Origin of the sequence: Rubinisphaera italica, from assembly GCF_007859715.1 — a bacterium.
GTDB classification, from domain to species: Bacteria; Planctomycetota; Planctomycetia; order Planctomycetales; family Planctomycetaceae; genus Rubinisphaera; species Rubinisphaera italica.
On record NZ_SJPG01000001.1, the window covers coordinates 3861725 to 3874487 of the forward strand.

The following is a 12763-nucleotide window of genomic DNA, read 5'->3' on the forward strand; positions in this document are numbered from 1 at the left end:
ATTCTCATTTCATTATTGATTTGAGAAATCCTTCTGATATCTCTTCAACAGTCCCTCAATATCATTTGGCAGCAGGTAAACTTTGCCGTGGATCATTTTTGTCTCGCCCGGCTTCAGGCCACCAATGCGAAAATCGCTGTGAAGGCAGCGGATCACTCCCTGAAACAATTCCTGATACGGTTCCCAGGCCATCGCCAGAATCATCGAGTCGTCTTTGCTGAAGCAACCGATCAATCCATTGCTGGGAATTTCGGTGTTTAATGGCCGCGGATTCACATCATTGCGATCCACTCCGGGAGCCGCCCAGACTTGCCCGGGAATGTATCGAGCGGTCGTCGACCAGGGAGTCGTTGGCATCATCGCAAGTTTGCCATCGAGGAAGACAAAACTTTTCTGAATGTAAGCGTACTTTTCAGCAGGATCATCGCAGCCAGTAAATCCTCCGACACGCATACAGGGTTGTGCCCAATGAGCCTGAGATACTTTCTCTGTCGGATTGTGAGCTTTGACTTGAAAAGTGACTTCATCGCTAGAGCTTTTTATCGTGTGAACAACCTCAACTCCATCTTCCAAATTACACTTCAACTGAAGTTGAGCCCCGTCGTCATTACTGGAAATCAGTACCGTCTCGTGAGGAATCACGGTTTGATGCCAGTCTCGATCCGTCGAACCGGGACGGCAATAGGCTTCCAGATACCAGATCTCAATCACGCCACCCGGGATGGAGTCGCCATGAATCTGCAGGATGTTTTTCTCCCACGTCAACCGGAGTGGTTTCTCATCCGCATAAGAAGTTGAAGCAATCGTTGTGAGTAGAAGTATATGCAGGAAGATTGGAATTGAATATCGCATGACTGGCCCTTTGAAAAAACAATCGTGACACTGCACGCTACTTTTGTTTCGGGCGAAAAGCAATCAAATGATCGGGATTCGTTTCCCAATAAGGACCGCCCAGTAAGTCGATGCAATAAGGCACGGCCGGAAATACAGCGTCCAGGCATTCGGCAATCGCTTTCGGCTTTCCGGGAAGATTAATAATAAGACTCCCATTACGGATGCCAGCGGTTTGCCGGGAAAGAATCGCCGTCGGGACTTTATCGAGGGAAACTTTTCGCATTAACTCGCCAAAGCCCGGCATCATTTTCTGACAAATGGCTTCCGTCGCCTCGGGAGTGATATCACGGGCTGCTGGCCCGGTTCCTCCAGTTGTGATGATCAGACTGCAGAGTTCTTCATCGGCCAGTCGACACAGTTCGGCTTCGATCAGAGATTGTTCATCGGGAATCACAACGACTCGCGGTTCGAAAGGTGTCACGAGCACCGTCTGAAGATAATCGAATATCGCAGGTCCACCGAGATCCTCATATTCCCCCCGGCTCGCCCGATCTGAAACGGTTACGATTCCAATTTTTGGTTTACTTATGGGGGCGGAGCGATTCTGCAGGTCATTCATGAAATGTTGTTTTGCTGGGGAAGAAGTTCAATAATCCTACAAGCACGAAGCGAGAGCGGTGGTGATAAAATATGTTTTAAAACACACTCGCTTGCGCTTCGTGCTTGTTAAATGGCATCTAAGCGAATGTAGATATTATGGTTTTACATCCAGATCCAGGCCAAGGGTCTTCGCATCTTCTGGTTTGGGGTCGTTCATTGTTTTCAGAATTTTCGCAAAACGAGGATCATCCTGCAGGCTTTTGAGATCAGGATCGTTCTGTGTCCATTTACTGTCCTGATATCCCTGTTCAACACTCCGATCAAGTTCTTCAAATGCGAAATCGCGCAGGCGATCAATCCGTGCCTTATGCTCGTCTGGTACATACTGTTCAGGATGCTGAATCACATATTCCATCGCCCTGGCATATGTGCAGGCGGCGTTGTAAGCAAAGATGGAATCGTCCCCATGTTTCTCACGTCCCTGTTTCAACTGTTCGATGGCTTCATCAATCTTACCATTAATTGCCAACGACAGCGCGACGCCCGTTAAAGCGGTCATGAGATCGGGATCAATTTTTAATGCCTTACGATAATCCGCCTCGGCTTCCGGAAATTGTTCGAGCATCGAATAGACATGACCACGCGAAGAATACCAGGAAGCTTTTTCGGGTTCCTGCTCAATCGCTTTGTCGAGATAAGTTCGAGCCTCTTCGAAGCGAGTCAGAGACGTTAACAATTGCCCGGTTGATCCCTGAGCCGATGGCCATTTCTGATCGATTTTCAAAACGTTTAGATAGTCCGTTAGAGCGGCATCGAAGTCACCTAGATTCTGATAAGCCTGTGCTCGAGCCTGCAAAGCCTGAGGGTAAATTGGATCGGAATCGAGTACGAGCGTTAACTGTTTAACCGCCAGATCCGCTTTCCCGCTACGTAATGTCGAGAGTGCCTGTTGATAAATATGGCTCAATGGAGAACGGGAGTAAGAGGTTTCGAGGGCGGCTGCAGCCGAGCGACTGATTTGTTCGGAAGACTTATCCCGGAGATTCGTCAAAAATTCCCGCGATTGACGATTGGAAAAACCACCGAGGGAGCGGATCAGCGAAGTTTTTGAAGAACTTTCGTCAGGCAATTCTTCAATCATCGCGATTAACGCGGTTACTGCGTCTTCACTGGCAGATCCTTGCAACAGGCTGATTAACACAGACACATTCTGCTGTTCGTTCGATTTCAAAGCCTCTGGAGCAAATTTCATAAATCGACCTTCGTCGATAATGGCAACTGCCCGCAGGACCGTCTGCTGTTCGGCAGCGTTCAAATCGGGATACAATTCGAGTAGCGGATCGATAATCCGATTGTCACCAATGGCCGTTAATGTTTGCACCACCTGATTTCGATGGGGATGTTCCTGCTTCAGGTAAGGGAGCAGAATTGGAATCGCCCGCTGCGCGCGAAAGCGGGTAATTGTTGTCAACGATTGAGGTTCCGGGTAGGAATGTTCAATTTGATTCAACGCATAATTAATGACTAACTGACGGCTCTGTTCATCATCCTGTCCGGAGAGAATTTCCAGAGCGGTTGTTTTGAGCGGGTCGTCTTCGTCGGCCAGAATTTCTGTCAGGATGCTTCGCAAGTCGGGATGCCCCAGAGAATCGAGTGCCCGCAAGGCTTCCTGTCGAATTTCATCGTCCCCTTCGCGGGCAAAGCGTTCGAGCGTTTCTGACCAGAGCGGTCGTGGAAAATTCGCCATTGTTTTCACGATTTGTTTCTGGATCGACTCCTCATTCTGCAGCATCTTGAGCAATGTCTGATGATGTTGTGGAAAACGAGAACTTCCCAGACTGATTAACGCTGCCTGAGCACGTTCTTCGTTCGGATCCAGAGCATACTTGCGAAGCAGTTCGAGCGATTCTGACTGTGGAAACTCTGCCAGAGCCGTAAGTGCTGCTTTCTGCAAATCCAGATCATCGGAATGAGTGATAATCTCAGCAATTTCCGGATAGAACGTGCGCGGTAAACGTACGGAGCCGTAAATCAAAGCCGCACATTGAGACAGGCGATGTCCAGAACGAATTTCCTCAATCAGATCCTTCTGGGGAATCGTTTGATATATGGAATGAGAAGCAGCGATGTAGGCTTCGTTGAGTGTTTTGTGCTTATTCGCGGCAATATTTCCTGAATAATAATTACTGTTGCCCGGAAAATTGGAGAGGTGTAATTCCTGAATTAACGAGGGGATCGGCGGGAATTCCCAAGTGTTTTGCTGGGTAGAGTTCTGCCCCGCCATTCGTGAAGCCAGCTCAAACCATTGTTGAAGATGCGGATCGGGTTCGGGCGCCTCTTCATCGAAATGAATAATGACCCGTGCCACTTTCTTCGTCGCCAGATCAATCATCTGATTGATGATCGTCGAGAGATTCAGTGGATTCACTTCACCGTGAATTGTGCCGACCGCGATAATTCCATGTGGGCCAATCTGTTCCTGACGCCATTCAATTTGGGCACGAGCAGCTAAAGTGAGATTCACCGATACAGGACGGTCTCCCATTTTCCAGGCCAAATCGAGCTGAGGGGTATCCGAGCCGGGATCGAGTTCGTTAAAGACAATCCAACAAGAAGCAATTTTGCCAGCAGGAATCGTCAACAATTCTGGCACATTCAATTCGGTCAAATTGTAATGCCGATTTTGCCTGCGGAATGTAGCGTGCCCTGTGTAATCCTCAACTGGTCGATATTCATATTCCTGCCCATCGACGGTCAACTTCACAGTTCGCGGATTGAAAGAGAGTTCCTGTTTGGATTCATTCAGAATGACCAGCCTCCCGATCAGAAATCGGTACTGCTGATTCCCATTCCGATATTGAGCAAAGTAGGGGGCGTCGAAATAGCACGCATAATCATTAGCTTTTAAGGAAAGAGACGTGGGAGTTTTCAGCTGCAAGGCCGAGAGTTCTGTTGTGATTTGCTCAATTTTGGTTCGATACTTTTCGAGAACCTCAGCCTGATCCGTTCCTTCAATGGGCGGAAATTCTTCCTCTAACTGCTGATCCGCTTGTAGCGTCTGCGAGCTCACCAGTAACAGGCAGATCGATAAAGCACTCGTCGTTCGCCAATGTCTAAATTTCGGGTACAGAACGTTATAAAGCACGACAACGGAGTGCGTTGCAGCGATTAGACACCCAAAATAAAACCCTGACAGGGTACGAACCCATTGTCGTAATCTCAATTTCATATCGTTTCCCGGAGTCAGAATCCACTTTTATGAGACAGAACGATTATTGCGGATTCTGATTTAGTTTTTAGGCACTTTCCACTTGCGACGTTGTGCAAGTGCTAATGCAGTCCAGACTTTTCCATCCATCAGTTCTCCCAATTTTACGCGATCCAGCAGCCAGGAGGCAGCATTCTTTCGGGGAATTTTGTGAATTTGAATCGATTCGCCTGCGACACCGCCTCCAGAGCCGATTTGACGACAGTCGATCGCCAGAAACATTGTGGTCTGTTCATTGGTCAGTCCTGCCGAGGAACAGAAAGTGCCGAGTTCGGTAATTTTTTCAGTCGTGTAGCCGGTTTCTTCCTCCAACTCCCGGATCGCGGCGACAATTGGCTGCTCGGTCACATCACCATCATCTCCGACTAAACCAGCCGGCAATTCGATGACTGGCCCCCCTACAGGCAGACGCATCTGCTCCACAAACAACAAATCATCATTTTGCGTTAATGCCAGAATCGCGATGGTGGTTGTGGAATTATTGCGACGGACGTATTCCCATTTCCCCTGTGCCACCAGTTCCAGAAAGCGACCTTCGTACAGGATCTTTGTTTTCGACATTTCCGCAACCTCTTTTTTGGGATGGCTGATCAGTATTCTTTGAGAGTCCCCTGCACCCTGGCAAAAGTTACTCAGGAAGGTTTAGTAAACGATCGAGCCGGGCCTGATATTGGGCTTCTAACTCATTGCGAGAATACCCACATCCTGCTGCCGCTTCATGGAGAGTTCCAATCTCAGCCAACGCTTGCTTGAGTTCCTGCACTTCGCAATATACGGCCAGACATTCCTGAAGTGATTCCTCAGATTGCGATTGAATTCGAGTTTTTGCGAATTCGGTAAAAGCATTTAATGATTCTGCTTCGAGTGGAATAGACTGGACCATACTCATTCACTTGCTATCAATGACTGCTCGCAAATTACGAGTGTCTTCAATTGAATCGTTCAACAATCACTTAAAAGTACATTTGGGTTGAAGTCGAAGGGTTAGACCGTTGTAATGAATTAAACCCATCAACGAACATTCGTTCTTCATCAAGGAGCTATTCATGCTGTTTCACAACAGAATATTGACTCATCATCTATGCCTGTTTTTAATGGCGTCGTTTCTTCTGAACTCGCAATCAAGTTTTGCTCAATCAGAGACAGAGACCATCACAGGCAAGCTGGTTAGCCTGGATGCAAAAGGCCGTAATAAAACGCTGATCATAACCACTGAAGATGGCGAAGAGAAAGAGTTCCTGCTCAATTCACGTGTCCCGGTCGAAGTTAGAGCGAAATCAGATGAGTCGATGCTGGTCAATGGCTTCTTTGTGAAAGGGATCATCAATCGTCCCAACCAGGAAACTTTGATGGGGAAATCATTCGTCGTCTATCCTGAACTGAAAGGACGCTTACCGGTCGGAACGTTCGCCAAAGCTCCCCCAAAACCGGGGACAAGCAAAGGAGATTACTTCATCTCGGGAGAAATCACTGGACGAGGACCTGATCCGGATTATGCAGATTTCGAGCGACTGCTGATCACATTGTCCGGTAAAAACACCGCTCCCATTCTCATGAAAAAAAACATCTCCGTTTCCATCAGTCTTTCTGATGCCAAATACATTAAACCTGGCAGCCTGGTCACAGTTGAAGGAACGCCACAAAGGAATGGACGTTTCACCATTACAGAAGTGACGATTGCCACAGATGAAACATTCACGAGTGAAGATTTCCGATAACCAGAATTGATTACGAATGGATCGTTCCGATTAATACTTCGATTTGTGTGCCACTGACTTCGCCAGTGCAAGTCGAGACTAACACCGAAGTTACAAGGCACTGGCAAAGCCAGTTGCATCCTAATATTTAGTGGAAACAAAGCACGAGACCATTGTCAAATGGTTTCTGCAGTCGCTTGGACTGCCAATGCCCTGAAAACGCTGTGTTTGCTCCTGCCGGACGCTGCAGTTCATCTTTGAATATTCTCTAGATCGTTCAATGACAAAAGGAGTGAGTCGCACGTGCAACTCACTCCTTTTTCTGAAGATGTTTCAGGCTTTTCAACCTGCACACTCAGCGAATTACTTCGCTATCAACGGGCATCGGATTTGATGACCAGGAATCGCGTGAAGTTCCCCCGACGAACGAGCATCAACACGCCTTTGTCGAGGTCTGCATCTTTCATGGCTGCCTGAAAGTCTTCCAGAGACCCAATTTTTTTCTGGCCGACTTTTTCGATCAATTCTCCGACTTGCAATCCGTTTCGCCCGGCCACTCCATCCGCTTCGACAGAAGAGATAATCACGCCGGAAGCACTCTCAGGATATCCAAACTGTTCTGCCAGGTCGTCAGTCAAGTCCTGAACATTTAAGCCAAGACTCTCGGCATTGTACGATTCGGTTTCCTCCTGACGTTCGGGAGAATCACCCTCGTCTCCAGAAGTCAGTGAAAGTGTGCTTGGCATTTCAGCCATCGTGATCGTCAGTTTCTTCTTTTTGCCATTGCGGAAGACTTCCATTGGATACGATTTATCCACGGAAAGCTGCTCGACAATACCCTGCAATTCTCGTGTGCCACCGACAGAGCGACCATTCAAATTCAGGATCACATCGCCTGTTTCCAGACCCGCTTTGTCGGAAGGAGAGTTTGGAATAATCTGTGAGACAATGGCTCCTTCATTCACATGCAGCCCCAACTGATTCGCCAAGGCATTATTGATCGGCTGAATAACCACACCAATGTAAGCACGGCGAACAGATCCGCTTTCCATAATCTGGTCAGCAGCCCATTTGGCCATGTTGATTGGGATTGAGAAGCCGACACCATCGTAGCCACCGCTGCGGGATGAAATCGCAGTGTTGATGCCGATAATTTCCCCACGCAGGTTGACCAGCGGGCCACCACTATTACCCGGATTAATCGCGGCATCGGTCTGCAGATAATCTTCTCGTTCATTGATACCGGGGCCACGACCTTTGGCACTGATAATGCCTTGAGTCATTGTCAATTCCAGTCCAAACGGACTCCCGAAGGCCAACACGATATCGCCCACCTGGGTTTCGTCACTGTTACCGAGTGGGATTGGTTCAAGCCCTTCCTCTTCGATTTTAATGACAGCGACATCGGAACGTGGATCGGTCCCGATCAGTTTCGCTTCATATTCGCGACCGTCGGAAAGTCGAACGGTAATCAGTTCGGCATCCTCCACAACATGATTGTTAGTCAGGATGTGACCCTCAGTGTCGATAATGAATCCGGAACCCTGTCCCTGAGGCACAACTTTTCGCTTCGGCTGAGAATCGGATTTCGGTCTCAGATTTGGATTCTGTTTGAAGAATTTCTCGAACTGAGGATCGCTCTTGAAGAAGTCTTCGAGATTCAAACCTCCGCCGGTCGACTCGACAGCGATCCCACGCGTTTCAATCGCGACGATGCCGGGAAATGTTTCTTTGGCAATCGTTCGGAAGGCAGTTGATAAATCCTGAGCAGAGAGAATTTCCTGGTTCGGCGAAATCGGCGTACCCCGATCCTGACCAATCGTAATCGCAGCTGCAATAGCCAGGCATAAGCCCGAAACAGCCATGGCCCATACACTTAATGCATTTGAACTCCCTTGCCTGAGCTGGGAATCCGGTGTCCTGAATTTCATCTTTGTGTCCTTTCCTTGAATTGGCGAGACTTGCATGAAAAGTCTTTATTGGTAGGTTGCCCGCGAGGAGATGACCACATTGAGTGATCAATACTTAACTACGCAGGCACCAGGGCGTGCGCTGGAACAAATTTTCCAATAACTTTGTTTTAAACATTTGAAAGCAATTCTCAATGCCAGTTGGATACAATTTCCCAGACCACATCAAGCAGTATGTATGCAGGGATTAAAAGTCAAGCAGGAAAAGTGGTATCGCGCTGCCCGAATATCCGAGAATTCACTCTTTTTCCTTCCATTTCCTTATAAAGGACAGAGGTTTAATGTTCATAACTCAGAGAATGCCATTGGCAGCAGGGCCGACTTGAATCGTCGAAAGATTTCCGACACTTGGTTCAATCACGATAATTCTTATGCCGTTGATCTGCTCAAGTTGCTATTCTTGAAGCCGGAATATTTTTAGAATTATTTCGGTGACTTCACCTTTTAGTACGAAGTCCTCCAGTCTCCAGAGCGAATTCAGCTCTTTCAGCCTTTGATCTGACACGAAATCGAATTGAACATGACGACGGAATCTGACGATAGCTTTCTGAGCGAAGCTCTCTTGACTGCCTGTGAACAGACACTGGGGTATACATTCAAACAGAGATCGCTATTGAAGACGAGTTTAACGCACGCTTCGATTGCACCGACTCGGCTGCAGTCCAATGAACGAATGGAATTTCTGGGAGATGCGATTCTCGGGGCTATCGTTTGCGATCGACTATTTGCCCTCAACCCAAACGACGAAGAGGGCCCATTAACGCAAATGAAATCGGAAGTGGTCAGCCGGACAGCATGCGCTCAAGCAGCGATTTCTCTCGGTTTGCAGCAATTCGTTTTGATGAGCAAAGGCCTGCATCTGTCGCCGGAACTTCCCCATTCGGTTCTGGCAGGAATTTTTGAATCCGTTATCGCGGCGATTTATCTCGATGGAGGTTTTGAGGCTGCGTTTGCGTTTATCAATCGTAATCTCGAACATCTGATCTCTCATGCGGCTGAGTCCGAACATATTCGGAACTCAAAAAGTCTGCTCCAGCAATACACGCAGAAAGAGCTGAGCGAAACTCCGACTTATCGTCTTGTCGAAGAGGTCGGGCCGGATCACAACAAAAGTTTTCTGGTGGCCGCCGTCGTCGGACCAACAACTTTTGCCCCTGCCTGGGGAGCCAACAAAAAAGAAGCCGAACAAAAAGCCGCCCTCAATGCACTCTGCCAACTGCAGAACGATCCCATCCCCTATCAGCACGAAAATATTGCCAATCCCGACTCGATCAACTGATCAGAGATAAATCCCAGAGCATATTCAAAAATTACCTGTAGCGTTCAGCAGGAGCAAATGCAGCGATTTAAGCAAATAATCGTACATGCGAAAGCACACTGCATTTAGAAATGCTCTCATGGAAAAAATCTGTCTTATGATTTTTTTGTCGACGGTTTGATAACCCAGTCTGCTACTTTGTCTCATCCAGGTCGCAAATCAATGTCGGATCATTTTCTCCCAGACGAGTTTCCTCGGGCAATGAACTTTGAGCCTCCCACCAGGCGGCTGCCTGATCTTCATTCCAGAATGAGACCTGCTCACATCTCGCCAATTGCTCGGCCAGTGCAAAAGCGGAATCCGGTCGTTTTTCTATCGACTTATTGAGGCAATTCATAATCAGTCGTTCGAGATCTTCATCAATTTTACGGCCGAGTCGTTTAGAAGGGGAGATTGGGACTTCAGAAAGTTGCTTCAGACAGATATCCACGGCGTTGTTTCCTGTAAACAATGGCTGTCCAGTTAACAGGAAATAGCCAACCGCTCCAATGGCATAGAGATCGCTCGATATCGAACTGGTTCCCATCGTACTGATTGTCTCGGGAGCCAGATACAGCGGAGTACCAGTAATGACTTTTTCATTGGAGCCGTCTTCTTCCTGCAAATTTCGAACCAGTCCAAAGTCGAGAACGGTCGCATGATCGGACATGTGCAACTTACGTGAAAGCAGAATGTTTTCCGGTTTGATGTCGCGATGCACCAGCCCGGCTCGATGAGCATTCTCGATTGAACCACAAACTTGCTTAAGTATAGGAATCACACGTCCTTCAGGCTGAGGACCGTATAATTGCACCAGTTGTTTCAACGAATACCCGTTCACATATTCCATTGCATAATAGAACATTCCATCATTCGTCCGACCGAAATCATAGATGGAAACGGTATTGGCATGTTGCAGCAGACTCGTCAGTTGCACTTCCCGCTCGAAACGGGCGATGTCACTTTCGGTTAGTTTTTCCTGAGAAAGCACTTTCACAGCTGCGGGGCGATTCATCATCGTATGTCGGGCACGATACACAGACCCACTCGCACCGTTTCCAATGCACTCTTCCAAGATATAATTTCCAAGCTGACGATTTTTCAACTCGGTTAGAAGCCCACCGCTGGAGAGATGACTCATCAGGCATTCTTCAATTCGCACGGCTAACGATTCCCGATGACTGCCGGCGTCTTTTTCAGTTGTGTATTCAGAATCGACTTTTTCAGCAATTTCGAACAAATCGTATCCGCTGTCGTGTTGATCCCAGATCGATAGCGGAATCGCCAGTTCCCGATGCTGCAAAATCGAAGTCGGTATCAGTGATGAAGCCGCGACGGCCTGCACGTGAGTACCGACCAGTCCTAAACGATCCAGATGCTCATAATCCATGTGATGGCAAAGAATGCTGCAGATCAGATCATCTGGGACATTCCACTTCATCAGGCAAATAGCGCCCACCTGGGCATGTTGAACACCGAATTTATTATGTTCATACTCATACAGATCACAAACAGGCTTGTGACTGTCATTCCAATAGGAAACATACTCTTTGAGATTGGTATGGCCGAGAATCGGGATCAGAAAATCCTGCAGCATCGCTCCGGTATAAGCCAGATCGACATCCGCGCCAATTTTCTCGGCAACCGCTCGGGAAAATCTGGCTCGCTCCAGATTATCCGCCCAGAATTCATGAAGATCGAATAAACGGGAATTGAACTTCTTAACCGTTGCATGCACAGCAGCTGTCAGAATCAGCATTTTGCTTCGCCGAATCCCCAAAGCCATCAAGGCATTTCGAATTGTAGAAATCCGATGACGCAATCCCAAGGCCGATGAATTGACATGCTTGAGTAATTTGCATGACAGGCTGGTGTCCTGCTCAACGATTTTCGTCAGCTTTTTAATGTCATAATTGGGATTGCTGGCGTGCTGCAGAAATTCGGATACTGCCTGAGGCAGTATGGGAAGTTTCCAGGAGGATGGTAGCAGCGATTCTGCACCTTCAGGGAGAAGCTGAACACGAATCGCACTCCAGTCAATCACTTGTGAAGTTGTCTGCTGACTCATGAACGGCCCGACCTGGATGGATGAAATATTTCCGGGAATAGCAAGATTGTGCCCGAACTTCTGAATGGGAAATCAACCTCAGGATTTCAACTCTTCCAGAAGAGGGTGCAAATCAACTTTAGGTCAAAAACCGTCGAAATGCTGTTTCTTGTTTTTGGAGTCACTGTGCAAGAAGGAATTCCGAGCCAACTTGTAACGATTACAACGGTTCTTCAGAGAGACGCACAACGGCGTTTCAGACTGTAATAATAGGCTCAAACGCAAGTAAGAGTTTCGACTTTAATCAAACATCCAGTCTTTCCGAGAATTGAAATAATTTCGATTGACCGTTTTCAATGGTTTCCCGTACTTTTCCGACTCAACGAGACGCACATTTGATTGCCCATCCGGTACGCGTTTCGTTACGAAAACCTTTCTCAAGACAGACATGAAAATGTCTGTCACCATTCAAGACCCTGAACTGCTGAGCCTGCGATGTGGTAAAAATCGCAGAACAGGCTCACAAATCCCTTCATAAAGGAACCTCGAAAATGACTCGCCTGGCAACACTTGCGATCACTGGTTTGATGCTGATGTCGACTGTTGGATGTTTCCGATCACGCTGTGCCGGCTACGGCGGCGGCTGCTCACCATGCGGCGGTGCTTGCGGTGCACCAGCTGGCGGAGTTTATGGAGCCCCAACGGGCGGTGGTGGCTACTACAGCCCAACAGGTTCCAGCGTTAACCTGGGAGTTCCCAGCAATGGACCAGTTGCTTATGGTGGATATCCAACCTACAGCACTCCTTACCCAACCACAGCTTTCGCTCCAATGGATCCACTGCCAACTTATTAAGAGCAATTTGCAAAGTGGACCACGGCATAAGTTGCCAAGACCAATCGAGAGTTGAAGGGGTCCACTGCTGGCAACCCGGCAGTGCGTTCAACTCGGGTAGAAGAGTGACGAGTTGAGTGCGTATTGACGCTCAGAATTTGCGAACCATGATTTCGTCAGGCACAGCCTGACCTACGGGTTTATTGCTGGAAGAGAT

At 47.9% G+C, this 12763-nt stretch carries 10 protein-coding genes; 3 read left to right on the forward strand and 7 right to left on the reverse strand.

Annotated elements, in window-relative coordinates; genetic code table 11:
* Window positions 1–12 precede the first annotated feature (12 nt).
* The 5 genes from Pan54_RS14430 to Pan54_RS14450 all read right to left on the reverse strand — a co-directional run bounded on the left by Pan54_RS14430 (window position 13) and on the right by Pan54_RS14450 (window position 5585).
* Window positions 13–852 (reverse strand): hypothetical protein, encoded by an 840-nt coding sequence (locus Pan54_RS14430; protein ID WP_146504150.1) that lies wholly within the window; start codon window positions 850–852, stop codon window positions 13–15.
* 37 nt (window positions 853–889) lie between these two features.
* Window positions 890–1423, reverse strand: coding sequence for a molybdopterin adenylyltransferase (mog, locus tag Pan54_RS14435; RefSeq protein WP_146506445.1), 534 nt, complete (start codon window positions 1421–1423; stop codon window positions 890–892).
* Between the two features lie 165 nt (window positions 1424–1588).
* Window positions 1589–4663, reverse strand: coding sequence for a HEAT repeat domain-containing protein (locus tag Pan54_RS14440; RefSeq protein ID WP_146504151.1), 3075 nt, complete (start codon window positions 4661–4663; stop codon window positions 1589–1591).
* A 60-nt stretch (window positions 4664–4723) separates the two neighbouring features.
* Window positions 4724–5263, reverse strand: a complete 540-nt coding sequence (locus tag Pan54_RS14445) for an NUDIX hydrolase (protein ID WP_146504152.1) — start codon at window positions 5261–5263, stop codon at window positions 4724–4726.
* Window positions 5264–5330: 67 nt separating this feature from the next.
* Window positions 5331–5585 (reverse strand): hypothetical protein, encoded by a 255-nt coding sequence (locus tag Pan54_RS14450; protein ID WP_146504153.1) that lies wholly within the window; start codon window positions 5583–5585, stop codon window positions 5331–5333.
* Between the two features lie 163 nt (window positions 5586–5748).
* Between Pan54_RS14450 and Pan54_RS14455 the strand changes: the two genes are divergently transcribed.
* On the forward strand, window positions 5749–6420 hold the full coding sequence (locus Pan54_RS14455; protein ID WP_146504154.1) for a hypothetical protein: 672 nt from the start codon (window positions 5749–5751) through the stop codon (window positions 6418–6420).
* A gap of 353 nt (window positions 6421–6773) precedes the next feature.
* Here Pan54_RS14455 and Pan54_RS14460 read toward each other — a convergent pair whose 3' ends face one another.
* A complete protein-coding gene (locus tag Pan54_RS14460; protein ID WP_165441779.1) occupies window positions 6774–8330 on the reverse strand; it encodes a Do family serine endopeptidase in 1557 nt (518 codons plus the stop codon).
* A 559-nt stretch (window positions 8331–8889) separates the two neighbouring features.
* On the opposite strand from Pan54_RS14460, the gene rnc reads away from it, so the two are divergent.
* The gene (gene rnc / locus Pan54_RS14465) at window positions 8890–9648 is read left to right on the forward strand and encodes a ribonuclease III (protein ID WP_146504156.1); all 759 of its coding nucleotides are present in this window, start codon (window positions 8890–8892) and stop codon (window positions 9646–9648) included.
* Window positions 9649–9820: 172 nt separating this feature from the next.
* Here the strand turns inward: rnc and Pan54_RS14470 are convergent, their stop codons facing one another.
* On the reverse strand, window positions 9821–11734 hold the full coding sequence (locus Pan54_RS14470; RefSeq protein ID WP_146504157.1) for a protein kinase domain-containing protein: 1914 nt from the start codon (window positions 11732–11734) through the stop codon (window positions 9821–9823).
* A 530-nt stretch (window positions 11735–12264) separates the two neighbouring features.
* On the opposite strand from Pan54_RS14470, the gene Pan54_RS14475 reads away from it, so the two are divergent.
* Entirely contained in the window at window positions 12265–12567 is a 303-nt protein-coding gene (locus tag Pan54_RS14475) for a hypothetical protein (RefSeq protein WP_146504158.1), read from the forward strand.
* Window positions 12568–12763 lie beyond the last annotated feature (196 nt).

Bases quoted from the DNA above. Each gene is read 5' to 3' on its own strand.
- Pan54_RS14430 (WP_146504150.1), bottom strand. From the start codon at position 852: ATGCGATATTCAATTCCAATCTTCCTGCATATACTTCTACTCACAACG.
- Pan54_RS14440 (WP_146504151.1), bottom strand. From the start codon at position 4,663: ATGAAATTGAGATTACGACAATGGGTTCGTACCCTGTCAGGGTTTTAT.
- Pan54_RS14445 (WP_146504152.1), bottom strand. From the start codon at position 5,263: ATGTCGAAAACAAAGATCCTGTACGAAGGTCGCTTTCTGGAACTGGTG.
- Pan54_RS14450 (WP_146504153.1), bottom strand. From the start codon at position 5,585: ATGGTCCAGTCTATTCCACTCGAAGCAGAATCATTAAATGCTTTTACC.
- Pan54_RS14455 (WP_146504154.1), top strand. From the start codon at position 5,749: ATGCTGTTTCACAACAGAATATTGACTCATCATCTATGCCTGTTTTTA.
- Pan54_RS14460 (WP_165441779.1), bottom strand. From the start codon at position 8,330: ATGAAATTCAGGACACCGGATTCCCAGCTCAGGCAAGGGAGTTCAAAT.
- rnc (WP_146504156.1), top strand. From the start codon at position 8,890: ATGACGACGGAATCTGACGATAGCTTTCTGAGCGAAGCTCTCTTGACT.
- Pan54_RS14470 (WP_146504157.1), bottom strand. From the start codon at position 11,734: ATGAGTCAGCAGACAACTTCACAAGTGATTGACTGGAGTGCGATTCGT.
- Pan54_RS14475 (WP_146504158.1), top strand. From the start codon at position 12,265: ATGACTCGCCTGGCAACACTTGCGATCACTGGTTTGATGCTGATGTCG.